Annotated in this window: 23 protein-coding genes and 2 pseudogenes; 11 read left to right on the top strand and 14 right to left on the bottom strand. The window is 71.8% G+C overall.

Going from position 1 to position 24,610, the window contains the following annotated elements; all coding sequences use genetic code 11:
- Window positions 1–27: 27 nt before the first annotated feature.
- Window positions 28–192, top strand: a complete 165-nt coding sequence (locus AB0I28_RS15580; protein WP_357493639.1) for a hypothetical protein — start codon at window positions 28–30, stop codon at window positions 190–192.
- Between the two features lie 5 nt (window positions 193–197).
- On the opposite strand, the gene AB0I28_RS15575 is transcribed toward AB0I28_RS15580, so the two are convergent.
- The 8 genes from AB0I28_RS15575 to AB0I28_RS15540 all read right to left on the bottom strand — a co-directional run bounded on the left by AB0I28_RS15575 (window position 198) and on the right by AB0I28_RS15540 (window position 8,957).
- Entirely contained in the window at window positions 198–1,076 is an 879-nt protein-coding gene (locus tag AB0I28_RS15575) for a branched-chain amino acid ABC transporter permease (RefSeq protein ID WP_357493637.1), read from the bottom strand.
- Window positions 1,076–2,257 (bottom strand): ABC transporter substrate-binding protein, encoded by a 1,182-nt coding sequence (locus AB0I28_RS15570; RefSeq protein WP_357493635.1) that lies wholly within the window; start codon window positions 2,255–2,257, stop codon window positions 1,076–1,078. The genes AB0I28_RS15575 and AB0I28_RS15570 overlap by 1 nt, the downstream gene beginning before the upstream one ends.
- Window positions 2,254–2,916 (bottom strand): ATP/GTP-binding protein, encoded by a 663-nt coding sequence (locus AB0I28_RS15565; protein ID WP_357493634.1) that lies wholly within the window; start codon window positions 2,914–2,916, stop codon window positions 2,254–2,256. Before AB0I28_RS15565 ends, AB0I28_RS15570 begins: the two co-directional genes overlap by 4 nt.
- Before the next feature lie 9 nt (window positions 2,917–2,925).
- Window positions 2,926–3,342: a roadblock/LC7 domain-containing protein gene (locus AB0I28_RS15560; protein WP_357493632.1), complete on the bottom strand. Its 417-nt coding sequence runs from the start codon at window positions 3,340–3,342 to the stop codon at window positions 2,926–2,928.
- Entirely contained in the window at window positions 3,329–6,448 is a 3,120-nt protein-coding gene (locus AB0I28_RS15555) for a sensor histidine kinase (RefSeq protein WP_357493631.1), read from the bottom strand. The genes AB0I28_RS15560 and AB0I28_RS15555 overlap by 14 nt, the downstream gene beginning before the upstream one ends.
- Before the next feature lie 256 nt (window positions 6,449–6,704).
- A complete protein-coding gene (locus AB0I28_RS15550; protein WP_357493629.1) occupies window positions 6,705–7,904 on the bottom strand; it encodes a hypothetical protein in 1,200 nt (399 codons plus the stop codon).
- 202 nt (window positions 7,905–8,106) lie between these two features.
- Window positions 8,107–8,520, bottom strand: coding sequence for a PaaI family thioesterase (locus tag AB0I28_RS15545; protein WP_357493628.1), 414 nt, complete (start codon window positions 8,518–8,520; stop codon window positions 8,107–8,109).
- A 50-nt stretch (window positions 8,521–8,570) separates the two neighbouring features.
- Complete coding sequence (locus AB0I28_RS15540) at window positions 8,571–8,957, bottom strand: helix-turn-helix domain-containing protein (protein ID WP_357494273.1); 387 nt, start codon at window positions 8,955–8,957, stop codon at window positions 8,571–8,573.
- Window positions 8,958–9,100: 143 nt separating this feature from the next.
- Between AB0I28_RS15540 and AB0I28_RS15535 the strand changes: the two genes are divergently transcribed.
- Complete coding sequence (locus AB0I28_RS15535; protein ID WP_357493627.1) at window positions 9,101–10,039, top strand: phosphotransferase; 939 nt, start codon at window positions 9,101–9,103, stop codon at window positions 10,037–10,039.
- Between the two features lie 12 nt (window positions 10,040–10,051).
- Here the strand turns inward: AB0I28_RS15535 and AB0I28_RS15530 are convergent, their stop codons facing one another.
- Window positions 10,052–11,425: a stress response protein gene (locus tag AB0I28_RS15530; protein WP_357493625.1), complete on the bottom strand. Its 1,374-nt coding sequence runs from the start codon at window positions 11,423–11,425 to the stop codon at window positions 10,052–10,054.
- 139 nt (window positions 11,426–11,564) lie between these two features.
- On the opposite strand from AB0I28_RS15530, the gene AB0I28_RS15525 reads away from it, so the two are divergent.
- From AB0I28_RS15525 to AB0I28_RS15515, 3 genes are all read left to right on the top strand, one after another.
- Window positions 11,565–11,942, top strand: coding sequence for a VOC family protein (locus AB0I28_RS15525; protein WP_357493623.1), 378 nt, complete (start codon window positions 11,565–11,567; stop codon window positions 11,940–11,942).
- A gap of 248 nt (window positions 11,943–12,190) precedes the next feature.
- Window positions 12,191–12,991 (top strand): serine protease, encoded by an 801-nt coding sequence (locus AB0I28_RS15520; RefSeq protein WP_357493621.1) that lies wholly within the window; start codon window positions 12,191–12,193, stop codon window positions 12,989–12,991.
- Window positions 12,992–13,137: 146 nt separating this feature from the next.
- The gene (locus tag AB0I28_RS15515) at window positions 13,138–13,404 is read left to right on the top strand and encodes a hypothetical protein (RefSeq protein ID WP_357493620.1); all 267 of its coding nucleotides are present in this window, start codon (window positions 13,138–13,140) and stop codon (window positions 13,402–13,404) included.
- Between the two features lie 47 nt (window positions 13,405–13,451).
- Here AB0I28_RS15515 and AB0I28_RS15510 read toward each other — a convergent pair whose 3' ends face one another.
- Both AB0I28_RS15510 and AB0I28_RS15505 read right to left on the bottom strand, forming a co-directional pair.
- The gene (locus AB0I28_RS15510; protein ID WP_357493618.1) at window positions 13,452–14,807 is read right to left on the bottom strand and encodes an erythromycin esterase family protein; all 1,356 of its coding nucleotides are present in this window, start codon (window positions 14,805–14,807) and stop codon (window positions 13,452–13,454) included.
- 27 nt (window positions 14,808–14,834) lie between these two features.
- Window positions 14,835–15,476, bottom strand: a complete 642-nt coding sequence (locus AB0I28_RS15505) for a hypothetical protein (RefSeq protein WP_357493616.1) — start codon at window positions 15,474–15,476, stop codon at window positions 14,835–14,837.
- Between the two features lie 288 nt (window positions 15,477–15,764).
- On the opposite strand from AB0I28_RS15505, the gene AB0I28_RS15500 reads away from it, so the two are divergent.
- Window positions 15,765–16,481 (top strand): SDR family oxidoreductase, encoded by a 717-nt coding sequence (locus tag AB0I28_RS15500; RefSeq protein ID WP_357493615.1) that lies wholly within the window; start codon window positions 15,765–15,767, stop codon window positions 16,479–16,481.
- 182 nt (window positions 16,482–16,663) lie between these two features.
- Entirely contained in the window at window positions 16,664–17,119 is a 456-nt protein-coding gene (locus tag AB0I28_RS15495) for a GNAT family N-acetyltransferase (RefSeq protein WP_357493613.1), read from the top strand.
- A gap of 174 nt (window positions 17,120–17,293) precedes the next feature.
- Here AB0I28_RS15495 and AB0I28_RS15490 read toward each other — a convergent pair.
- Window positions 17,294–17,476: pseudogene (locus AB0I28_RS15490) on the bottom strand (NUDIX domain-containing protein); the annotation flags it as partial.
- A 104-nt stretch (window positions 17,477–17,580) separates the two neighbouring features.
- Here AB0I28_RS15490 and AB0I28_RS15485 point away from each other — a divergent pair.
- Complete coding sequence (locus AB0I28_RS15485) at window positions 17,581–17,928, top strand: PLD nuclease N-terminal domain-containing protein (protein ID WP_357493611.1); 348 nt, start codon at window positions 17,581–17,583, stop codon at window positions 17,926–17,928.
- A 490-nt stretch (window positions 17,929–18,418) separates the two neighbouring features.
- Here AB0I28_RS15485 and AB0I28_RS15480 read toward each other — a convergent pair whose 3' ends face one another.
- A complete protein-coding gene (locus AB0I28_RS15480) occupies window positions 18,419–19,222 on the bottom strand; it encodes a YwqG family protein (protein ID WP_357493609.1) in 804 nt (267 codons plus the stop codon).
- A gap of 248 nt (window positions 19,223–19,470) precedes the next feature.
- Here AB0I28_RS15480 and AB0I28_RS15475 point away from each other — a divergent pair.
- From AB0I28_RS15475 to AB0I28_RS15465, 3 genes and pseudogenes are all read left to right on the top strand, one after another.
- Window positions 19,471–20,226 (top strand): annotated as a pseudogene (locus AB0I28_RS15475) (beta-L-arabinofuranosidase domain-containing protein); the annotation flags it as partial.
- 304 nt (window positions 20,227–20,530) lie between these two features.
- Window positions 20,531–21,088 carry an RICIN domain-containing protein gene (locus AB0I28_RS15470; protein ID WP_357493607.1) on the top strand — a complete coding sequence of 186 codons (558 nt, stop codon included), beginning with the start codon at window positions 20,531–20,533 and terminating at the stop codon, window positions 21,086–21,088.
- An 85-nt stretch (window positions 21,089–21,173) separates the two neighbouring features.
- Window positions 21,174–23,528 carry an AbfB domain-containing protein gene (locus AB0I28_RS15465; protein ID WP_357493605.1) on the top strand — a complete coding sequence of 785 codons (2,355 nt, stop codon included), beginning with the start codon at window positions 21,174–21,176 and terminating at the stop codon, window positions 23,526–23,528.
- Between the two features lie 50 nt (window positions 23,529–23,578).
- Here the strand turns inward: AB0I28_RS15465 and AB0I28_RS15460 are convergent, their stop codons facing one another.
- Window positions 23,579–24,592, bottom strand: a complete 1,014-nt coding sequence (locus AB0I28_RS15460) for a LacI family DNA-binding transcriptional regulator (RefSeq protein ID WP_357493603.1) — start codon at window positions 24,590–24,592, stop codon at window positions 23,579–23,581.
- Window positions 24,593–24,610: the final 18 nt, after the last annotated feature.

The raw sequence follows: 24,610 nt of genomic DNA, 5'->3' as shown, positions 1-24,610 counted from the left end.
TTTCCCTGCGGTGCAGAGTGGACGGTCATGGGCCGCCGACCGTTTCCCCTCGCCGACCTCGTTCCCGGGCCGCTGCGCGGGGTGATCCTCGACGGCGTCCACCGCCTCCTCCAAGCCGAGCTCGCCGGCCGGGCGACCCTGCCGGCGAAGATCCTTCGGCCGGAGCATCTCGACCGCATAGCCGTGCCCTGACCCGCTCACACTCTCCCCGCCTTCAGCCCCGCGAACCCGCCGCGCCAGCCCCGCACGAGCAGCGCCACCGCCATCGCGGCGAACAGCAGGTACGGCGAGGCGGAGGGGGCCAGCACGACGCCGAGGCTCTGCACCTGCCCGACGGCGATCGCCGCGAGGAAGGCGCCGCCGATCGAGCCGAGCCCGCCGACGACCACGACGATCAGCGACAGCAGCAGCGTGTGGGATGCGGTGCTCGGCCCGGGGCCGAGGATCGGCGCGCCGAGGGCCCCGGCGACGCCGGCGAGGGCGCCACCGGCGGCGAGGACCGCCGCAAGGACCATGCGCGGGTTCACGCCGAGCGCGGCGACCATGTCCCGGTCGTCGACGACGGCCCGCACGTGCGCGCCGGCGCGCGTGCGGGTGATGACCAGCCAGCCGGCCAGCGCCAGGAGGGCGGCCACGCCGATGAACAGCAGCCGGTAGGCGGGGAACCGGTGCCCGGCCACGTCGACCGAGCCGTCCAGCGCCGACGGCAGCGTCGGGCGCAGCTCGTCGGCGCCGAAGACGCGTTCGAGCAGCGCTCCCCCGGCGAGCGCGATGCCGAAGGTCAGCAGGGCCTGCGCGAGGTGCCCGCGCCCGGCCAGCGGCGTCAGCGCCGCCCACAGGACGCCACCGGCGGCGAGGCCGGCACCGGCGCCGGCGAGCACGCCGAGACCGAGTCCGGCCCAGGTCCCGTCGGAGACGGAGACGGCAACGTAGCCCCCGGCGACGTACACGGTGCCGTGGGCGAGGTTGAGCACGTCGGCGACCCCGAAGATCAGGGTGAGCCCGGCCGCGACGGTGAACAGCAGCAGCCCGTAGGCCAGACCGTTCACGGCCGGGATCAGGTAAGCGTCGATCATCAGTTGCCGACGGTGGCCAGGTCCTCGATGAGCATGTTCGACAGCATCTCGCCGTCCTTGGCGACCTGCCGCAGGTACCAGCGCTGGATCGGCGAGTGGGTGGTCGGGTTGAACTGCCACGAGCCGCGCGGGCTGTCGATCACGCCGAGTTTGCTGATGGCGTCGTTGACGGCCTGCGAGGTGACGTCCTGGTCGGCCGGGATCGCCGCGATCGCGCGGTCGAGGACCGCGGCGGCGTCGAAGGAGGCCATCGCGAAGGTCGTGGGCTGGCGCTGGTAGCGGGCGCTCCACTCGGCGACGAAGGTCCGGTTGGCCGGGTTGTCGAGGTCGGGGCTGTAGTTGAGGACGTTGCGGATGCCCTCGGCGGCGTCGCCCTGGGCGGCCAGTACCGCTCCCTCGGTGAGGAAGGCCCCGTACAGCGGGATGTCGGCCGCGTCGGACTCGGCGTACTGCTTGACGAAGTCGACGGCCGCCTTGCCGGCGTAGAAGCAGTAGACCGCCCTGGCGTTGGTCATGGCGATCTCGTTGAGGTAGGGCAGGAAGTCGGTGGTCTGCGGGAACGGCGTCCACTTGGTCTCGCCGTCGGGGTTGGCCAGCTGACCGCCCAGCTGCTTGTAGGTGTCGACGAAGCCGCGCAGCTCGTCGTGCCCGCCCTGGTAGTCGGGGCCGATGGCGTAGACGGGGCCGTCGACGTTCTCCTTGACGTAAGGGGCGATGGCGATGCCGGGCTCGTCACTGATGTAGCTGGTGTGCCACAGCCAGTTGTTGTCCTTCATGTCGGGGCGGCCGTTCGCGCCGACGAGTGGGAGCTGGTTCTCCTGCGCGAGCGAGGCGATCGCCGCGTAGGAGCCGCCGCCGACGATCCCGGCGAGGGCGTCGACCTCCTCTTGGACGACAAGGCGCTCGGCGGCGGGGAGGGCGGTGGTGGGCCCGTCTCCCTCGTCGGCGACGCGCAGGTCGACCGTCCGGCCGCCGAACTTGCCGTCGTGGGTGTCGAGGTAGAGCTGGAAACCGTCGCGCATGTCCTCGCCGACGGTCTGGTACGTGCCCGACAGGGACGCGACGAAGCCGATCTTGACATCGCCGGATCCGCCCTCGTCTCCGCCGGTGCAGGCGGTGGCCGTCACGCTCAGCAGGGCGGCTGAGGTGAGGGCCACGAAGGCTCTCGTGCGGGATTTCATGGGTGCTCCCGGTCAGTGGGTGGAGTGAGGGGATGACCGCACCGGAAAGCTCTGGGGTGCGGAGGAGCGGAAGCGGTTGCGGTCCGGGAGCCGGCCTTGAAGTGCGCGAGGGTCGAGGCGAGGGCGCTCAGAGCGGCGGGTCGGACACGGGCGTCGCAGGACAGGACCCGGACGCGGGGGGTCACGCCGAGGTCGTCGCGGACCCGGCGGGTCGGGGGCACGGGTGCGTCGTCGAAGCGGTTCACCAGCACGACGAAAGGAAGGCCCCGCCCGGCCAGGAAGGCACGGGCGGGGGCGCTGTCGGCGATCCGGCGGGGGTCGGCCAGCAGGACCGCGCCCCCGGCGCCGTGGGCGAGGCGGTCCCACATGAAGCGGAACCGCGGCTGGCCGGGGGTGCCGAACAGGTACACGTACTCGTTGTCGACGGTGATCCGGCCGAAGTCCATGGCCACGGTCGTGCCCCGCGTCGGGGTCGCCGACACGGCCGCCTCGACGGCGACCGTGCCCACGTCCGAGACGGTCTTGATCAGCGTCGACTTGCCCGTGGCGGGCCCGCCGACGACGACGAGCTTGCCGACGGGTTCGGGAGTCGCGGCCCGTCCCCGGTCGCACAGCCGGTGCAGGGCAGCGCCCCGGCCGCTCACGTACGAGGGGGCCATCTCCTCACCTCAGGTCGTCGACGCGGTCTTGTGCGGGAGGAGGGTCGGGCGCGCCCCGGGGGTCAGGGCGGGTCCGACCTGGTTGATGAGCTTGGTCAGTTCGTGGCCGACCTGGCCCAGGTCGCCGTCCCGGCTGATGAGGGCGACCAGGCACGCGCCACTGGAGACCGACATGGTCGACAGGTAGCCGCCGTCCATCTCGGTGAGGTTGGAGATCACCCGTCCGGCCTGGAGGGATTTGGAGGCACTGTGCAGAAGACTGACCAGGCCGGAGGCCACCGCGGCAAGGCGGTCGGCGTCGTCCTCGCCCAACGCGCTGTTGCGCGCGATGAGCAGGCCGTCGGCGGACACCGCGAGCGTGTGTGTCACGTCGGGCACGCGCGCGACGAAGTCGTTGAGCAGGAAATCCAGGTCAAGCTCGGTCACTGTCTGGCTCTCGATCGGTCGTTGTCATGGACATGGTCTGTTTGATGCTCGAGGTCCCCCGCGCGTAGGCGGCGAAAGTCGCGCCGACCGAATCGGGATCCCGATAGTCGCTCGGCTGGGGGGTGGGCACTGCGGCCGCGCCCTGGTGGTCGTCGGGCAGACCACCGGGCACCAGGTGCGCCATCGGCGCACGGCGGGGAAGTTCGCCAGTGGGACTCAGCAGGGCGCTGGCGGCGTCACTGATGTTGGTCCAGCCGTCCTCGGCGGGGCGCCGCTGCGATGGCACGGACGGGGTGATGATCGGCAGTGCGACGGTCTCCTGGTCGGTGAGCGTCGCGGCGGCCGGCGCGGGGTCGGAGTCGGCCGGCTCCGGTCGGGCCGCGGACTCCACCTCCGTCGCGGGTTCGGGGTCGGGCGCGTCGGCCGGCGGTGCGGCTTCGGCGTCGGGGGCCGGGGACGGCGTCCCGAAGTAGCCGCCCTTCGGCGGCACGGGGGTCTGCTGGAGCGCCCCGGCGATCTCCCCGGCGGGAGTCCTGGCGGGGAGGTTGTCACCGTTGGTCGGGGACAGCCGCTCGAAGAGCCCTCCCGCCAGGGGCGCGGGCTCGGTTTCGCGAGCGGGCTCGGGTTCCGGAGCGGGTTCCGGAGCGGCTGCTGGGGCGTCCGGCGTCCGGCTGGGCATCGGCGCGCTGTACCCGTTCGCGGGGGCGTCCGGCGTCCGGCTCGGCATCGGCGCGCTGTACCCGTTCGCGGGAACCGGTACCGCGTTCCCGCCCCCGGTGTCGCGCCTGGCGAACAGGCCGCCTTTCGAGAGCATTCCCGTCGCCTCGGCGGCCGCGACCTCGCCGGCCTCCGGCTCGGCCGGTTCGTCCACCGGCCGCGGGTGCGGGCTGGGACGGCGTGTCGGCAGTGCGGAGGCACCGCCGGTCGAGGTGTCCTCAGTCGACGGCGTGGACTCGGTGTCGCCGAACGGCCGGAAGGCCTGCGTCGCCTCGGACGCGCCGCTGCTCGCCTCGGTGTTCTCGAATGCCTTGAACGGCTTCGGGGTCTCCTCGGCGACCGGCTCGACCGTCCCGGATGGACGAACGCTCGGCGGGACCGCGACCTCCGCGGTGTCCTCGTCGGCGACCGAGGTCGGCTCGTTGCGCCCACCGGGACTGCCCGTCCCGGCGAACAGCAGCGTCGGCACCGGCGCCTCGTCGACCTCGACCTCGGCGGTCGTCTCGGCCTCCGCGGGGACAGCGCGCTCGACGCGCCGGAACAGCGGAGCGGCCGGGCCGCCGGAGTCGCCGTCGCGCGGCTGCTCCTTCGACAGCAGCGCCGCCGGCACGGTCACCTCGGCGATCGTGCCCTTGGGCTTGTTGTCACGCAGCTCGACGGTGATACCGTGCCGCGTCGCGATCGTGCCGACCACGGTCATGCCCATCGTGTGCAGCGCGTCGAGGTCGAGTCGCGGATAGGCCAGGCGACCGTTGAGCTTCTCCCGCTGCGGCGGTTTGATGCCGATCCCGTCGTCGCTGATCTGGATGATCGTGCGGTCGGCGAGCGCACTGGCCGAGACGGTGACGTGCTGCGAGAAGCGGGTGGCGTTGTCGACGAGTTCGGCGAGCAGGATGACCATCTCGTCGACGAGGCTCGCCTTGACCGCGACGCCTTCGGCGAGTCCGGCGAAGTGGACGCGCGTGTAGTGCTCGACCTGGCCCTGTGCGGCCTTGAGGACGTCGGCGACGGGTTCGTCGCGGACGCGGGCCTGGGCCGGCGAGGAGCCGCCGAGGACGAGGAGGCTGTTGTTGCGGCGGGAGAGCAGCGTGACCATGTGGTCGAAGGCGAACAGCCTTTCGAGCCACTCGGGGTTCTCCTCGCGGTGCTCGGCCTCGTCGAGGGCCTTGGTGAGCCGGCCGGTGAGGGAGTTGCCGCGCCGGGCGAGTTCGACGAACATGCGCGCGATGTGCAGGCGCAGGACGGCCTGTTCGGCGGCGACGCGGACGGCCTCGGTGTGGACGGCGTTGAACGCGCGGGCCACCTCGGCGAGTTCGTCGGCGCCCTTGGCCGGCAGGAGTTTGGTCTGGTCGGCGGCGAACTGGTCGGGGGTGCGGTTGCCGATGGAGTCGCCGTCGTTGAGCTTGGCGACGGCCTCGGGCAGGTCGACGGCGGCGACGCGGTGGGCGGCGTCGCGCAGGCGGCGCAGGCCGCGCACGACGGGCCGGCCGAGGCGGACGGCGAGCCACAGGGCGAGGGCGACGGTGAGGAGCACCGCGCCGGCCTGGAGCCCGGCCCACAGGCGCTGCCCGTCGCGCATCTCGGTGACCACGTCGATGACGTCGCGGTCGACGAGGTCCTGGATGAGGTGGAGGTGCGCCAGGCGCGCGTTCATGGCCTGCGACCAGAAGACGGGCTGGGTGACCAGCCGCTGTCCGGGTTTGGTGCGGGCGACGTCGTCCTCGGCGATCTGGGCCTGGACGGCCTCCATGCCCGAGAGGGACTGCTCGACCCAGCCGCGCCACTCGGGCAGGGCGAGGTCGTTGAACAGGCGCATGGCCTCGATGTAGCCGCTGCGGTCGGCGGTGATCTCCTGCTGTGTGGCGGGCAGGAGCCGGCCGCGGGCGAGGGCGCGCTGGACGGTGGTGCGCTCGGCGCCGGCGTACTCGGCGGCGGCGGCGAGTGCCGCGGCGGCGCGGATCTGGTCGGCGATCTCGCCCTGGGCGCCACCGGTCTGCGCGATGTTCTCGCGGTAGGTGACCATGTCGCCGATGATGATCTGGTAGCGGAACGCGGTGGCCGAGGCGGCGACGGTTCCGGCGACGACGTTCTCGCGCAGGACGTGCAGCTCGGCGAGTTGGCGGTCGACGCGGTCGAGGTGGCCGTCGACGCTCGCCGGCAGGTCGGGCATGCTCGTGCGCTCGGCGAAGTACTCCGCGGCGGCGTCGTCGGTGACATGGGTGTCGGCGAGGAAGATCTCGGCGGCGCTGTCCTTGTGGCCCAGCAGCGTCTCGACGGCCGAGGAGCGCTCGGTCTGCAAGAGGTGTGAGAGTTTCCCGACCGAGGAGCTGAGTACGACCAGGGAGCGCAACGTCCCGGCCTGGCTGGCGTCTCCGACGGTGGTGGCCACGGCCAGCGCGGCGAACGCGATGGCCGTGATGAGTGGGACGGTGACGAGAACGCCGACCTTCCGCGTGATCTTCAGCGGTTCCTCCTACTAGCTGATCACCGACGCCCCCGACCGCGTGTGAAAGTTACGCGCTCTTCAGGGTCGCCCTTGATACACGTACGCGACATGACACGGGGCTGTCATTTCCGGGCGGGGGCCTGCCTTCTGGGGTCCGGGCGCAACTGCGGGCGCGGGTGCCGCGTGTACGGTCCTCGGCTCATCGGCCCGTCTTCGCCGTGAGGGCGCCGGCGGTGAACTCGTCGATGGCGGCGCGCACGTCGAGGGCCGTGGCGGTGTGCTTGAAGCGGGGCACCGACAGTCGGCTGCGGATCGCGCCGAGCCGTGATGTCAGGCGCGCCGTGCGGCGGGCCGGGTCGAGGCCGAGGGCGGGGGTGAGCGCTTCGGGGACGGCGTCGAGTTCGCCCTGGAGGACCCGCGCGGCGGCGAGGTCCATGCCCGCACCGTAGAGGATCCCGAAGCGGCGCTGCTCCTCGGGTGTGCGTTCGTACATGTCGATGGCCTGCTCGGCGCTGCGCGCGGCCCGGTCGCCGTCGCCGAGGGCGAGGTGGACGGCGGCGGTGCACATGGCCAGGCGGGCGGGGGTGAACCCGAACTCGCCGCCGAGTTCCTCGGCGAGGGGGTCGGTGCCGTCGGTGGCGCCTGCGGCGTGGACGGCGCCGATGGCCTCGCGGCCGGAGCCCATGAGGGCGTAGGCGCGGGCGGCGATTCCGTGCAGGCGGCGGGCGGTGCCGCCCGTGGCGTGGCGCAGGCCGGCGTCGACGTGGTCGAGCGCCTCGGTGGGGCGCCGGCCCCAGAAGGCGATGGTGGCGCGGGTGCTGCGGACCCAGGACTTGAGGCCGTCGTGTTCGGCGAGTTCGGCGTAGGTCCAGGCGGCGCGCGCGTGGTCGTCGGCGGCGTCGGCGTGGCCGAGGTCGAAGCTGGTGGTGGCCGCCAGCCCGCAGACCTGGCCGGTGACGGCGAGGAGCTGGGCGACGTGGCGAGGGCGGCGGGTGCCGGTGAGCAGGCCGTAGGCGAGGTCGCGGGTGCGCAGGAGCCTGGGGAGCAGCTGGGTGGGCGGCAGGTGGGCGTAGTCGCGCGCGTGCCGGCGGACCTCGGCCTGTAGCTGTTCGATGAGCAGGCCGGGCACGTCGCCGGTGGCGAAGGCGGTGGCGTGGTCGCGGGAGGCGTCGCCGGCGGCCTGCTCGATCGCGGGCGCCGGCGATGTCGTCTCGGGTTCGTCCTCGCCCGGTTCACCGGCCGGGCCGAGCAGGATCTCGACCGGAAGGCCGAAGAGGCCGCGCATCGCCTCGGCGGTCATCGGGCGGGTGCGGGTGGACTCCGCGGCGAGGTAGCGGTCGAACTGGCGCAGGCCCAGGGTGAATCCGGCGAGGCCGAGTTCCCTCGCCTTGCGGTGCAACAGCTGTAGCGCCCGTTCTCTCCCCCAGGACCGGGCACGCAGCTCCGCTTCCAACCGTGTCCGCGGCGTCGTCGGATGATTCGACACGGGTGCCTTTGTCCAATCTGGAGCGGGTTGCGCGTGTCGCCAGATGGTATCCGGTTGTGCGGCCAGGCTAGAGCGGCGGTCGGCGGATCACCGACGTACCAACGGTAAGGAGTGTTCAACCCAGTAGAGCGTACACAGTGGACGCCTGCGCGACCTGGGTACTCGTGTCCGCCAGCGTCACCTCGATGTCGGTGAAGGCCATGCTGCGGCCCAGTTTGGCGACCCTGGCGGTGAACAGGCTGTCGGCGCCGAGGACGGGCCGGCGGAAGGTCACCGACTGCTGGACGGTGGTCATCGGGCGGTATCCGCCGGAGGCGGCGGACACCGCGATGACGGTGGCGGTGTCGGCCGCGGCCATCACGGCCTGGCCCGACAGCGCGCCGCCTTCCCTTGCCAGCCTTGACGACCAGGGAAGGCGCAGGACGGCGTGCGTGGCGTCCAGCGCGGTGACGGACAGGCCCAGGTCGAGGACCCAGGGGGCGAAGTTGTCGGCGAGAATCGCGTTGGCATCGGCGACCGTGAGCGTCATGGCACCATCATCGCCGACCGTCCACCGTGGACGCCCGCGTAACACGCCGGTCAGGCCGGCGCGGCCGCCGACTCGGCGAGCGCGTCGTACTCGGCGCGCGCGGCGGCGATCTCGGCGCCGTGGCGTTCGGCCCAGGTGGTGAGGGTCATCAGCGAGTCGTAGAGTTCGCGCGCCATGGGCGTCGCCTCGTACTCGACCTTCGGCGGGACCGTCGGGTAGACCTTGCGGGTGAGCAGGCCGTCGCGTTCGAGCTGGCGCAGGTTGAGGGTGAGCATGCGGCGGCTGATGCCCTCGACCTTGCGTTCGAGTTCGGTGAAGCGGACCGGCCCGCGGCTGGTCTCGACGATGATGCTGATGCTCCACTTGCCGCCGACGCGGTCGAGCACCTCGCGCACCGTGCAGGCGTCGGGCTGCTTGTTCTCGACCGGCGCGCACATCTGCCGGGTCTCGGGCTTCGTCTCGGTCACCATGGCGCCTCCTCGGGAAGATCCATGGTCACACATCGTGGGCACTGTTACCAAGGGTGACCCAAGGGGCGAATTCGATGGGAGACAGGCGGTTTTGACGTTAGCCTGTGGCGATGACTGGATCTTCCCACGACCCGGCCGATCGAACCGTGCGAGCAGTCGCCGCCGCCGCGGAGGCGGGCCGCGAACGCGGTCTGGCGGTGACCGAACCGGTCGTGCTCTACGACGTGTTCTCCGTCGTCGTCCACCTCGCCCCCTCCCCCGTCGTGGTCCGCGTGCCGACCGTTCTGCCGGTCGGTTCGACCCTGGAGACGCAGGCCGCGGGGCAGCGCGAGGAGATCGCCGTCGTCGAGTGGCTCGCCGCGCAGGGCTGTCCCGTCGTGGTGCCCAGCCCGCTCGTCGCGGCCGAACCCGTCGAGCGCGACGGTTTCTCCATGACCTTCTGGCAGTGGGCCGACCACCGCCCGCCCGCCGAGCCCGACTGGACCGCCGACACCGCGCCGGTCGCCGACCTGCACCTGGCCATGCGCGACTACGCCGGTCCCCTGCGCTTCCTGCCGTTCCTGTCCGACGTCCCCGCCGCCTTCGGCATGCTCGCCACCCGCCCCGACCTCATCGAGGCCGCCGACCTGGATCGCGCCCAGCGTGAATGGGAGGTGCTGGCGCCCGTCGTGACCACCTCCGACGGGCTGCTCGCCGAGTTCGGCGAGGCCGAGATCCAGCCCGTGCACGGCGACTCCCCGACCTACAACCTCATCAAGACCCCCGAGGGCCCGCTGTACTCCGACTTCGAGCTGGCCTGCCTCGGCCCCATCGAGTGGGACCTGACGCTGCTGGAACCCGCCGCCGTCGCCGCCTACACCGAACGCGCCGGGCGGCTCGGACTGCGCGCCCCCGACGAGCGGCTCCTGCGCGTCATGGAGGCGACCCGGATGCTCCAGGTCGTGGCGGTCCTGTCGATGGTGCCGCAGCTGCCGATGATGGCCGAGGCCCTCAAGGTGCCGCTGGGGCACTGGCGGTCGCGGCCGTTCGCGGGAGGGCTGGGGAGCTGAGGCGCTCGCCGGTCACCGGCGTGAGCCGCGCTCGAAGTTGAGCATCACCCGGGGCGGGTGACGTTCGTCGACGGGGCCGTCTTGGGACGACAGGGCGGTCGCCGCGACGGCGACCGGCTCGACCGGGGGGCTCTCCCGCAGCACCGGCGGGGACCAGGCCTTGAGCTGCTGTACGACGGCGCCGTAGAAGTGGTCGACGGCCCTGATCACCGAGTCGATGAAGGCGTCGGGGCCCCGCCGCCGCCCGGTGCCCATCGGCGCCCGCAACACCAGCCGGAACGCCCGCAGATCGCGCGTGTGGTCCGGGGACAGCAGCAGCGGCTGCGCACGGACGACGCTGAGCGGTTCGGCCGCCGCGACGCCGCGGCCGCGCCGCAGGAAGGACTCGACGCGGATCCCGCCGTCGGCGCCGTCGAGCTGGCCCAGCAGCCACCTCACGCGAGTCGCGGCCCCGCCGGTCTTCGGCGCGTCGAGGTCGACGTGGCAGGTGACGGTGGCGGCCTTCAGGTCGACGGTGACGGCCAGCGGACCCACGGCACTGGGGACCCGGATCGCGCCGGACATGGTCCCGTCGCGGCGCAGGGACGCCGCGAGCGCATGGACCCGCCCGTTCGGGTCGGCGAGTTCCCGGCGGGTCAGCAGCGGCGTCGCGTCGTCTCCGAGCCGCCGTCCCAGGCGCAGGGCGACGAAGCGCACGAGCGCCTCGAAATGGCGGGCGACGTCGACGGCGTCCTCGCAGGCGGGATGGAGGGTGCCTTCGGCGAGCGTCTCGCGCACCGGCGCCCAGGAGGGGCCCATGTCGTCGAATTCGAGCGCGCCGGACTTCGGGTGCTCCAGGTAGCGGATGAGTTCGCCGAGGATCCACGCCTGCTCGGCGTCGGCGACGCCCCGGTGCGCCTTCTGTGCGACGGCCTCGGCGAGGACGTGGGACCAGGTCCAGTGGTACAGCGCGACCTTGCGCGGCTTGCGGCCCTCGACCCGGGTGGGGTGGTGGCCGCTGATCGGCGCGATCTCGTTGGAGATGGTGATGACGGCGTCGAATCCGCGCTCCCGGGCGATGTCGAGGTAGTCCTCGACCTGCGGGGCGCCGAGTGGATTGGCCCCCGTTCGCACCTCGACGAGCGCCGTCCAGGTGCGGTTGCCGCGCCGGATCTCGATGAGGCCGTCGGGGTAGAGCCGCTTGCCGTGGAGGACGAACGGCACCTCGATGTAGGCGGCCGCGACGCCCACCGGTGCACCGAGCGGGCGGGTGAGGGCGCGGCAGAACTCGCGCACCGAGTGCATCACCGCCAGCAGTGCCGAGGTCGCGCGGCGCTCCTGCTCCTCGGCGCCGTTGACGCCCGAGGTGGGAATCAGGCGCGCGAGGTTCCACCGCTCGCGGTCCATGTGGTCGGCCTCCATCCGCCCCCGCTCCGCGCGTGAGCCGCCGGAACTCGGATGTCGGTGCCATCGTACTGCCGCGAAGACGCCCGCGAGGCCGCTGCGCTGCCTTAACGTCGGACCGAGACCCGCGAAGGAGCCCGCCATGATCACCGGTGCGCACGTCATCGTCCACAGCAGCGACGCCGAGGCCGATCGCGTGTTCCTGCGCGACGTGCTCGGCTTCGGCCACGTCGACGCCGGCGACGGGTGGCTGATCTTCGCGCTGCCGCCGGCCGAGGTCGCCGTGCACCCGGCGGCCGAGTCGGGTCGCCACGAGCTGTACCTCATGTGCGACGACGTGGCGGCGACCGTCGCCGAACTGCGCGGTAAGGGCGTGGAGTTCACCGGTGACATCACCGACCAGGGGTGGGGCCGGCTGACCGGCGTCCGGCTGCCCGGCGGAGGCGAGGTCGGTCTCTACGAACCGCGCCACCCGACGCCGCCGCACGAGACCGCGCCGGCGTCCGGTCCGTGGCACTGATCTTGCGCATACCGGGCCGCATACAGATCAACTTCGGCGGTTGACGGCGGGGCGTAAACGACCTTGAATGTCGAAAGGTCGCGAACCGTCGCCGACGCGATCGAAAGCCGCGAAGCGCCCCAGGCGACACCGTTCCCCATGTGCATCCGTGGCCGACGCCGTCCACGACCGTGCCCGAAACCGCCCGTCCGGCGCGGGGAACGAGGACATCACCGAACAATGTGGACTGTCCACAGTGAAGGGATGACATGAAGCGCAAGATCGCGCTCCTCGCCGCCGCGTTCGCGGTGGCCGCCGCCCCGGCGATCACCGCAGCACCGGCCCAGGCCGGAGACATCACGCCCGACATCGTCGGCGGCACACCCGCCGGCGAGCCTTACCCGTTCGTGGCGTCGCTGCAGTACACCCGCAACGGCGTGCCCAACAGCCACCGCTGCGGCACCACCCTGATCGACAAGACGTGGGTCGTCACCGCGGCCCACTGCGTGACCAACGCCGACGGCACCCCGATGCCCGCCGAGACCTTCCACATCGCGATCGGCAACATCGATCACCGCCTCGGTGAGCACATCAAGGTGACCCAGGTCGTCGTGCACCCCGACTACGAGACGCCGGCGGAGAACAACGCCGACATCGCGCTGCTCGAACTCGAGCGCGCGGCGACCCAGAAGCCCGCCGACATCGGGTACGTCGGCGTCGGCGACCCCGTCCGCATGCTCGGCTGGGGACGCACCGTCGAAGAGGATCCCGCCTCGCTGAGCCCCATCCTCCAGGAGCTCGACTCGACGCTGCTGGAGAACCCGCGCTGCGTCGCCGGTGACGAGTGGGACATCACGGTCGGCGACATCTGCGTCGACATCCCCGGCGGAGACACCGGGCCCTGCTACGGGGACTCCGGGAGCCCGGTGCTGAACAAGGACGCGCGCGGCCGCTGGGAGATCCTCGGCGTGGTGAGCCGCGGGCCGGGGACGGGGTGCCTGAACGGGCCGGAGGTGTACACGAGCACGTACTACTACGAGGACTGGATCTGGGCGACCTTGGACGCTTAGGGTTCGAGGGACAACGAGGGCGGGCGGCCGACGCGGAGTCGGCCGCCCGCCTCGTCCGCGCCGGACGGGCTCCCCTTGAGTCCAGAGCACGGCGAGGTAGCTTGGCGACCCTCGCCCGCAGGTTTCGCCCACCCCTGGAGTCGACCGTGCCCCTGGAGCCCTCCGAGATCGCCGCACTGCCGGCCGCCGAGCGCGAGTTCGTCGAGTCCTTGATCGAGGGGCGGGTGTACGCCACCTGCCACGTGCTCGACGAGTACGCCGCGCCACTGGTCCAGAGCTACAACCGCGAACTGGCGCCATCCGGCGAGTCCGCCCGCCTTGAAGCCGAAGGCCACGCCCCCAACGGTTGGGTGGACGTCGTCGAGATCGGACCGCCGACGCGCCGGCGGGTCGTTCCCACCGTAATGGGCTGAACGCCGACGGGCGGCCGACGCCCGTCGGCCGCCCGCCCTCGCGGGTCCTATCCCGTCACCGGCACCGCCGCCGCCGTGCGGCGGATGTGCATCAGCGCGTCGTAGCCGTCGATGATCGAGCCGACCTTCATGAAGTACTCGGCGTCGCGGGCGGGGTCGTAGGCCGAGGAGACAAGGCGGAACTCGGCGGGCGAGTCGAGCCAGCGCGCGACCGTCGGCGAAGCCGTGGCGCGCAGGTCGACGAGGTAGTTGGGAAGTTTCGCGCGGCCGAGGATCTCATCGGTCGTGCCGGCCCGCGGGGCCGGGATCGCGTACACGCGGGGGGATCCGGTCTCCCATCCGGCGTAGAGCTCGCCGTGGTCGAAGATCACGGCGATGGACAGGTAGCCGCGCCCGTGCCGCTGCCGCAGGTGGAACCCGGCACCGGGCAGGGTGACCGGCGGCCGTGGCGGCACCGAGTAGGTCGCCTCGGGGTGGGCGCCGGTGTGCGAGTTGGCGCCCCAGTACACCGTCTTGTGCCCGGTGAGCCCTCGCGACCAGTCGACGGCGTCGGCCATGAACAGGTCGCGCATGGCGCGGTCGTTGGTCAGGTAGAACTCGTAGAAGCCGCAGATCACCCGCGCGTGCTGCCGGGCGAACTCGGCGTCCACAGTCGACGGACCGTCGGGCAGACCGGCGACGAGGGCGCGCACCGCGCGGGCGTGCTCGGTCAGAACCGCGCGCTCCTCGGTGGAACGGGTCAGGTACCAGGTGACGTGCTGAGACCCTTCGCCGTGCATGCCGATGGGCGCCAGGTGCCCCTCGATCTCGGCGACCGCCTCGGGCGCGACCGCCGCGACGTGCGCGCGCAGTTCGTCGAAGTTGAGCTGCCGCAACTGCACCAGGTCGGTACCGAGGAAGCGGACGCGCTCCTCGGGCGGCAGTCCGCGGTTGAAGCAGCGCAACCAGACCAGCAGGCTCACCATGGCCTCGTTGGCCCACAGCGTGCCCGCCTTCGACACGATCTGGCGCACATCCCCCGCACCACCGGCGATGTAGCGATCCATCACCAGGCCGTTGCCGAAGGTCTCCTCGAAGGCGATGGTCCGAAAGCCCATGCGCTCGACCAGGTAGCGCAGCGCCCGGTGCCGCAGGGTGAACAGCTCCCGCCCTCCGTGGGAGGGCTCGCCGAGGCCGACGATGGATGCGTCGGCGACGATCCCGCGCAGCGCCTTGAGGTCGTCGATCCGCCCTCCGGCGTCGAGCCTGGGCAGCGGTACGGCGTTGCGGTCGAGCCAGGCGGTGACCGATGTGTCGGTCGAGGCCGCGGCGGGGCCGGACAACCCGACCGGGAGGGCGGCCGCGCCCGTTACGGCGGCGGCGATGCCGAGAACTCCCCGGCGGTTGAGCTTGGCGTCGAACATGACTGCTCCTGTCTGTTGTGGATTGTCCTAAAGGGAGGTACGCGGTCGGCGGACGAGGTGGAAGGTCGCGGCGAGGATCCACAGGAAGCCGCCGTAACGGCCCAGCGGAATGAACGGGCTGGCGTAGTAGACGGCGATCGCCACGACGGCCAGCGAGGCCAGCGCGCCGATGACGGTGCCGGTCACCGCGAGCCATCGCGGGAACAGGCCGCTCGCCCGGCCGCCGAGGGCGAGGCCCACGAGCAGCGGCGCGAACCAGATCGCGTGCGCCGGCCCGCCGACGAGGAACGCGAGCCACTGGAGCGCCGGGAGCAGGCCCTCCTCGGCGATCACACCGTCTTGCGCCATGACGGCCGTGACGGCCGCCGACATCGCGGTCGTGGCGGCGGCGAGGACTCCCCCGCCGAGGACGAGCTGCCGGTACGGGGCAGCGAGACGGCTCGCGGTGAGCGCGGCGAACAGGAACAGCGCGAACGCCGACGCCACCTGGAGAGTCGCCTGGAGTTCGAGGGCTCCGGCGGTGCCGCGCAGGTAGCCGGCGATCTCCGCACCGGTTCCCTCACCGGGCAGCGGGGCGGTGCCGCTCGTGATCGAGGTGCTCGCCACGAACAAGGCGACGGCGGCGACTCCGCCGAGTGCGCCGAAGCGCTGGAGTTTGGTGTCGGTCATGACCGAAATGCTTCCGGCCGCAGCCTCCACCCGCGTACAGCCGCGAGCTGCATTTGCCGTACCGCATCCGGCGTAGTCGCGGGCCTGCGACGCGCTCCGGGGACGCCCGGCGGCTCAGTGCCGGCTACGCCGGGCCGCTTCCCTTGCGGTGCAAGCAATCCCGGCGAGCGTCGTCGGATCGGCGACGCCTCGACTGACTCGGCCGGCGACGAGCCCAGCTGCTCGGCCGATGGGACGCCCGAGGACCGCACCTGACCTGCTCAGCGGGCTGGAATCTAGGATGGCGGGATGACGAAGGTGGCGTTGGTGACCGGCTCGGCCTCGGGAATCGGCGCGGCGACCGCGCGGAGGCTGTCGGCCGACGGCATGACCGTCGTGGTGCACTCCCGCGCCAGCCGCGAGACCGGGACCGCGCTCGCCGACGAGCTCGGCGGCACCTACCTCCAAGCCGACCTCGCCGACGACGACCAGGCCGCCGCGCTCGTGCCGCGCGTGGTCGAGAAGTACGGGCGCCTCGACGTTCTGGTCAACAACGCCGGAATCAGCCGGCCCGTTCCGCACGACGATCTCGCGGCGCTCAGCGCGGCCGACTGGCGCACGCTCTTCGACGTCAACCTCATCGCCCCCTGGCTGCTGTGCACCGCCGCGCTCCCGGCGCTGCGCGAGTCGAAGGGGTCGATCATCAACGTCACCAGCCACGCCGGCGTACGTCCCAAGGGCAGCTCGATCGCTTACGCGGCGAGCAAAGCGGCGCTCAACCACGTCACCAGGCTGCTCGCCGCCGCGCTGGGGCCCGAGGTGCGCGTCAACGCCGTCGCGCCCGGCCTCGTCGACACGCCCATGACCGCGTCCTGGACCGCCGCGCAGGAACTGTGGCGGTCGGCGAGCCCGATGCGGAGGGCCGCGCGGCCCTCGGACGTCGCCGACCTGATCTCGGCGCTGCTGGCCAACGAGTACATCACCGGCGAGGTGGTGCTCCTCGACGGCGGGCTGAACCTGCGCTGAGCGGCCTAGGGTGTGTCCTGGTGGTCTTGTGGGTGCGAGGCGAGGCTCGTTTTTCTTCTGGCAAGCCGTTCTTTCGCCCTGGTACCGGTGTTGTACCTGGGCGAAGGAACGGTGCCGCCAGGGGGAGAACGAGTCCGCCGCAGCCCCGCAGTGATCACCCGGACACGCCCTAGACTCCGATGGTGAGCACCCCTTCCCCCATCACCCTCGTGCCGGTCGACGCCGACAACTGGCGTGCCGTCGGCGCGCTCAAGGTCGCCGAAGGCCAGCGCGACTGGGTCGCCGAGCCCCTCTACTACCTCTCGCTGTGCCATTACAGCCCCACCGGCTGGCGCCCGCTGGCCATGCTCGACGCCGAGGGGACCGTCGTCGGTTTCCTGATGTGGGCCGTCGATCCCGAGGACGGCGCCGCCTGGCTCGGCGGGATCATCGTCGACGCCGGCCGCCAGCGGCGCGGGCACGGGCGCGCGGCCGTCGAAGCCGCCGTCGACCTGATCGCGACCGAGCACGGGGTGACGAGCTTCGCGCTGTCCTACGAGCCGGAGAACACCGTGGCCCGGGCGTTGTACGCCAAGCTCGGGTTCACCGAGACCGGCGAGATGGAGGACACCGAGATCGTGGCGCGGCTGAAGCGCTGAGGGCGCGCCTCCCCGCGACGCGGGCCTTGCCGCGTGACCTGTCGAGAACGCGCGGGGAGGCGCGGTCGTCATCTCGCGCGGCGAGGCGGCGAGGCCGACAGGGTGAAGGTAGGCGAGCGCGGGGCGGGAAAGCTTGAGCGGACCTTGAGCGGGTGTGCGGTCATCGCCCGAGAAGTCGGCCGTCGCGACCCAGGGCTGGAACACGGCCGACGGTTCGAGGGCGGACGGCCGCCACCCGGTCTCCTCCTCGACCTCGCGCGCCGCGCACGAGACGGGGTCCTCGCCGGGCTCGCAGTACCCGCCGGGCAGTTCCCAGACCCACCGGTCGATCACCCGGCGCTGCCGGTGGATCGCCAGCCCAGGGAACCCCGCCACCCCCTCCCCCACGCCTGCTACCGTGTCGCCTGCCCGCCCTCGCCCCGCTCCCGGCCGCCCGCCGTGAGCGTGCCCGAAAGGACGCCATGTACTACGGCCTCTTCGGACTCCTCGTCCTCGCCCTCTGGCTCTTCTGCCTCGTCGACGTGATCACCGCCGACGAGTGGGCGATCCGCAACCTGTCGAAGACCTCCTGGCTGCTCATCGTGCTCTTCCTCCCGACCGTCGGCTCGGTGATCTGGCTCGTCGCGGGGCGTCCGCAGCACGCGACGGCCCGGCGTCGGCCCGGCGACTCGCCCTTCCCGGAGTACGACCGTCCAGGGCGGCATGTGCCGGTGGATCCGGCGGCCGACGCGGAGTTCCTGCGCCGGTGCCGGGAACGCGCCGAGGAGCAGCGGCGGATCGCGCGCGAACGCAAGCAGTCCGAGGGCTAAGGAAGGCCGCCGGATCTTCGCGACCTCGTCTCGCCGCCCGATCTGCGGCAGATGCCCGCCGCCGTCGAGGATCCGGACCTCCACCCGCGCGAACGCCTCCGCCCGGCGCTGCGGCGAATGACGGCACGACGTTGTCGGCCTCGAACGAACAAACAGAACGGATGCCCCACCGGGTCAAGGAACACCCGCACGCTGGAACTGCGCCAGGACCGCCCCGCACGGTAGAAGGCGGCGAGTTCGCGCGCGTCGGGCGCGTCGAGAACCGTGGCCGCCGGCCTGAACGTCATGCCACGCTCCCTTCGCCGCACAAGCCAGCGCCCGGAGTGACCTCCGGGCGCTGCTTTTTGTGGCGGCATTCCCGCACCCCTAGGGCACGCGGGCTCCCCTTGCTAGAGCCGATCACTCCTGCGCGGGAGGACCGGGTCGCCGAAGACGTGATACCGCCGCGCCGACCACCCTAAACTCATCCTTTCGGATGATATTGAGGCCCCTAGAAACAGCTCCACGTCATCTCGACCCGCTCGAACCGCCCGGCCGCCAGGTCCCCGCGATCGACATACCAGTACGAGACGCCCATGTCGCCCCAGCCGAGGCCGGCCTCGTGGTCGGTGTCGATCTGCGCGAGCAGGACCGGCAGCCCGGGCTCGGGCAGGATGCCGTCGGCGGTCCACACATCGGCCGGCGCGAGTCCGGGCGCATAGTCGGGCGCCTCCTGCACACCGACGCCGTATCCACCGAGCAGGTGGTGCCGGGGCGGAATGGTGGTCCCGACGGCCTCCGTCAGCGCATCCCAGACCTCCTCGTCGAGGTCGTTGCACAGCGCCCACAGATAAGCGTGCACGTGCGCCATGTCCGGCGCGGTGGTCTCGACGGCGGCCGACAGCGGCACGGCCGCGAAATGCCGGAGGTCCGGCGGCGAAGGACGCGGCGCCGCGTCGGCGTCCGGCGGCACGTGGAGGACCCGCCCGTCGGTTCCCTCGTCGTCGAAGCAGAAGAACTCCAGCAGCCCGGCGGACGGCAACCCGAGGCCGGTGTCGGGCAGTGCCGCGAGGTCGAGGGTCAGCAGGTGCCGCAGCTCGGCGCCGTGACCGGCGAGCGGCCAGGGCTCGCCGACGGGGAGCACGGGGTCGCCGGCGAGGTGCCCGACGACGCGCTCGCCGGCCCCTGCGTGGCGCAGCCGGACCGTCGGGCGCAGCAGCGACAGCCAGTACTCGGCGTGCTCCTCGGGCAGCAGTTCCCGGGCGATCGCGGTGAACTCGGCGACGGTGCTCGGGCGGGTCTTCGATGTGGCCACGGTCGGGCATCCCCTCTCGGTCGACGCCCCAGGCTCGCACGGCCCGGCCCCCGCGACCTTGCGGAGACCTTGAGCGCCACAGCGCGAAGGAAACCTCACCGACCCGTTGACTTAACGCCCCGGCATCTCTATAACGTTATAGAGAGGCTCCGAAGTGGACGGATCCGGCTCGAAACGTCCGCCCCGCGGCCGATCCGGTGCGCGCCCGGCGAGGATCTCGCGCACCACCCCACGAAGGGACGGAACTGATGTCACTCCACCGACGCCGGCTCCTCACCAGCGGCATCTCCCTCGTCGGAGGGGCGGCGTTAATCGCCGGCGGTGACCGCTCCGCCTCGGCGGCGGCCCCGGCCTACCCCGGCAATCGCGCCCCCTTACGCCCGGCGGCGTTCCTGCGCTTACCGCCCGGCGCGGTGCGGCCGCAAGGCTGGCTCGCCACCCAGCTCGAACGCCAGGCCGACGGCCTGTGCGGCAGGCTCCCCGAGATCTCGCACTTCCTGCGGTTGAGCACATCGGGCTGGGCCGACGCCTCCCTCGGCGGCCACGCCGACCTGTGGCCGCACATGCCGATGCTCGCCGCGCTGCGCTCTTTCCGCGAGTCCACCGGCGATCCGCGCGTCGAGCCCTTCCTCGGCCGCTTCTTCCAGTTCGTCGACCGCCGGCCCGCGGCCGTGTTCGCCGACGGCTGGGGCACCTGGCGCTGGGGCGACACCATCGACGTCGTCCACTGGCTCTACAACCGCACCGGCGAGTCCTTCCTGCTCGACCTGACCCGCCGCATCCACACCTACTCCGCCGACTGGCGCCGCGGTCTTCCCGATCACCACAACGTCAACGTCACGCAGGGCTTCCGCGAGCCCGCGCAGTACTGGGTCCAGTCCGGCGCCGAGGCCGACCGCGCGGCCGCCTACGGCCTCCACGACCTCGTGCAGCGCGACTTCGGCCAGTTCCCCGGCGGCGGCTTCGCCGGCGACGAGAACATGCGGCCCGACACCAGCGCCAACGGAGTCGACCTCGACAACACCGCCAAGACGATGGGCCAGTTCAGCAACAACTGGGCCATGCAGTCCTTCCGGCCCGGCGTCGACCAGTACCGCTGCCGCCCGCACGACTACGGCATGGGCTGGCCCTACTTCGCCGAGGAGATGTGGCTGGCGACCGACGACGGCGGCCTGTGCGCGGCACTGCACGGCCCCTCGACGGTGACCGCCCTGGTCGCCGGCGGAACCCGGGTGACCGTCACCGAGACCACCGGCTACCACTTCGCCGACACGATCACCTTCCGGTTCCAGACCGATGGCGCCGTCGGTGCGCACCTGGACGCGGCAGCGCAACGCCGTCTCGGTGCACGTCGGCGCGCTCGCGTTCTCCCTGCGCGTCGAGGAGACCTGGGCGCAGACCGGCGGGTCGGCCCGGTTCCCCGAGTACGACGTGCATCCGGCCTCGCCGTGGAACTACGGACTGGTACCCGGACGGCCGATCACCACGGCCACCGGCGGCGACCTCGACGACCCCTTCACGCTCGCGGGCGCGCCGCTTCGACTCACCGCCGAAGCGCAGCGGATCGACGCCTGGCAGGCCGACGGCCAGCGCGTCATCGCACCGCTCCACGACGGTCCGGTCGCGGCGAGCACGCCGGTCGAACGGGTCACGCTCATCCCCATGGGCGCCGCGCGACTGCGGCTGACCTCCTTCCCGCAGACCGGCGGCACCAGGCCGTGGCTCCCGCCGGGGGCGTCCTTCCGGATCCAGAACCGCCACTCCGGCAAGGTCCTGGGCGTCCACGGAATGTCCACGATGGACTCGGCCAACGTGGTCCAGTTCGCCGACAACGCAACCCCCGACCACGACTGGCGCATCGCCTAGAAGCCCACCGCCGCCCGGCAAGCGCACGCGGCGGACGACGACCCCGTCCATCCCCGGGCCCCGGCCCGTCACCCACGGAGACGACATGACCCCGCCGCGCACCCGATCCCGTCCGCTCCTCATCCTGGTCACCACCCTGGCGACGCTCGCCTCGATCCTCGTGACGGCACCGGCCGCGCAGTCCGCGCCGGCCAAGACACCGCCGCTGACGACGCCGTGGACCGGTCAGGCGCTGGCCGGCACGCCGCTGCCGGAGTACCCGCGCCCGCAGATGGTCCGGCCCGACTGGCAGAACCTCAACGGCGAGTGGCAGCTGCGCCAGTCGGCGACCGACGACCCGCCGCAGTTCAACACCACCCTCCCCGAGCGGGTCAACGTGCCCTTCCCGGTGGAGTCGGCGCTGTCCGGCGTCATGCGCCCGGCGAGCGACAACCGCCACTACCTGTACTACCGGCGGACCTTCACCGTCCCGGCCGGCTGGTCGGGCCGCCGGGTGCAGCTCCACTTCGGAGCCGTCGACTGGCAGACCACCGTGTGGGTCAACGGCGTCCAGGTCGGCGGCCACACCGGGGGCTACGACGCCTTCACCTTCGACATCACCCCGCGCCTCAACGGCGGCGCCAACGAGATCATCGTGAAGGTCTACGACCCCACCGACAGCCGCCAGAACGGGACCCTGCCGCTGATCGGGAAGCAGACCAAGACGCCCAGCGGCATCTTCTACACACCGAGTTCGGGCATCTGGCAGACCGTGTGGCTGGAACCGACCCCCGCGGCCTCGATCAGCAGCGTCGACACCTACGCCAACCTGTCCAACAACACCCTGCGGCTGCGGGTCTTCACCCGAGGCGACGTCAGCGGCCACAGCGTCCTCGCCGAGGCCCTCAACGGAACCACCGTCGTCGGCACGGCGACCGGCGCCTTCACCGAGTTCACCGTCCCGGTGCCCAACGCCCGGCGCTGGTCACCGGAGGATCCCTTCCTCTACAACCTCCGTGTCACGCTGCGAAACAGCGGCGGAACCCAGGTCGACCGCACGACGCACTACTTCGGGATGCGCGAGATCACCACGGGCCTGGTCAACGGCGTGATGCGGCCCAAGCTCAACGGCCAGTTCGTGTTCCAGCTCGGCACCCTCGACCAGGGCTTCTGGCCCGACGGGCTCTACACCGCGCCGACCGACGCGGCCTTGGCCCACGACCTCCAGAAGCACAAGGACCTCGGCTTCAACATGGTGCGCAAGCACATCAAGGTCGAGCCGCAGCGCTGGTTCTACCACGCCGACCGGCTCGGATTGCTGGTCTGGCAGGACGTCCCGTCGATGACCGCGCAGGACGTCAACGCCAACGACGCCCAGCAGGCGCAGTTCGAGGCCGAGGCGCGCGAGATCGTCGACGAGCACCGCAGCGCGCCCTCCGTGGTCGCCTACACCGTCTACAACGAGGGCTGGGGCGAGCGCGCGCTGGCCGACACCCGGCGGGTCGGGCAGAACGTGAAGAACCAGGACCCGACGCGGCTGGTGAACCCGCACAGCGGGCACAACTGCTGCCAGTCGCTGGGGGATCCCGGCAACGGCGACATCGACGACTGGCACATGTATCTGGGTCCGGCGTCGCCGCTGCCGTCGGCGACGCGGATCGCGGTGCTCGGCGAGTTCGGGGGTCTGGGCCTGCACGCGCCCGGGCACGAGTACAGCCCGAACGGCCAGTACTTCGCCTATGAGTGGCAGTCCGACTCGAACACGCTGACCAACCGGTACGTCGGACTGGTGCAAGGGGTGCAGAACCTGATGATCAGCCGGGGTCTGAGCGCATCGGTGTACACCGAGATCACCGACCTGGAGGGTGAGCTCAACGGGATGCTCACCTATGACCGGCAGCAGGTGAAGGTCGACCAGGCCCGGGTGCGGGCGGCGAACCTGGCCGTCATCAACGCATCCCGTGCGCTGCCGGCGATGTCGCCGGTGACGCTGCCGGTGAACACGCGCAGGTCGTTCCAGGTCACCACGAGCGGGCACACCGAGAAGTACCTGCGGCACGCCGGGAGCCTCGCCTACACCGAGGTCGTCAACGCCGCCAGTTCGGCGCTGCTGAAGAGCGACGCGACCTACACCGTGCGGGCGGGTCTGGCCGGTTCGGGCTGCTACTCCTTCGAGTCGGTCAACTATCCCGGTCAGTACCTGCGGCATCAGGACTCGCGGGTGCGCAACTCCCCCGACGACGGGTCGGCGCTGATGCGGGCCGACGCGACCTGGTGCGCCCAGTCGGGCGCGACCGGCGGTGGCGTGTCGCTGGAGGCGTACAACCAGCCGGGTTCCTACCTGCGGCACTACAACTCGGAGGTATGGATCACCAACGGTTCCGGTGGGGCCGCGTACAACTCGCCCGCGCTGTGGGCCGCCGACAGCACCTGGAACATCACGACTCCCTGGGCGCCCTGATCCGCGGCGGCTCGGTCGGCCCCGTCCGCTTCGGCGGGCGGGGCCTGCCGCTATCGCCTGCCGAGCGTGCTCTCCCTTGTCACCAGGCGAAACGCGGGCTGCACGTCCCTGGGCGGCCCGGCCGGCTCGCCGAGTACCTGCGCGATGAGGGAGCTCACCGCGAGGGTGCCGATGCGCTCCTTGTCGGGCGAGATGGTGGTGAGGGTCGGGGTGGAGAAGCGGCCGTCCTCGATGTCGTCGAAGCCGATGACGGCGATGTCCTCGGGGATGCGCAGGCCTGCCTCGATGATCGCGCGCATGGCGCCGATCGCGATGAGGTCGTTGTAGGCGAAGACGGCGTCGGGCGGTTCGGGGAGTTCCAGCAGGGTCCGCATGGCCGCGTACCCGTCGGAGCGCACGAAGTGGGCCGTCGAGGCGACCAGTCGCGGGTCGCTCGGCAGCCCGGCGGCCGCCAGTGCCTCCTGATAACCGCGCAGCCGCAGGTGCGCGGGCTGGCGTTCGGCGTCGGGATGCGCTCCGGCGAAGGCGATCCGGCGGCGGTCGAGGGACACCAGGTGCTGCACGGCGGCGTGGCTGGCGGCGAGGTTGTCGATGGCGATGTGGTGGTGCGGCACGTCGTAGATGCTCTCGCCGATCAGGACCAGCGGAGTGCTGCTGCGGCGGTTGAGGATCTCCTCGCGGGTGAGCCCGACCGGGCTGAGGACGAGCCCGTCGATGATCTGCTCGCGAAAGCCCTCGGCGAGCGTCAGTTCGCTCTCCCGGTCACCGTTGGTGTAGTCGATGAGCAGGGTGAAGCCCGACTCGCGGGCCTGCCGGATGGCGAAGCCGGCGAGTTCGGCGAAGTAGGGGTTGTCGAGTTCGGGGATGGCCAGCGCGATGATCCCGGTCCGGCCGTTGCGCAGGTGTCGGGCGCTGAGGTTCGGCACGTAGCCGAGCTGGTCGATGGCCCGCTGCACGCGTTCGCGGGTCGCCGCGCCCACCGGCCGGTATCCGTTGACCACATTGGACACCGTCGCCAGGGACACGCCCGCGAGTTTGGCGATGTCCTTGAGACTGACGCCCACCGGTCGCCTACCTCCGCT

This window comes from Phytomonospora sp. NPDC050363, from assembly GCF_040655735.1.
GTDB lineage: Bacteria > Actinomycetota > Actinomycetes > Mycobacteriales > Micromonosporaceae > Phytomonospora.
This window is presented reverse-complemented; position numbering and strand designations above follow the sequence as displayed.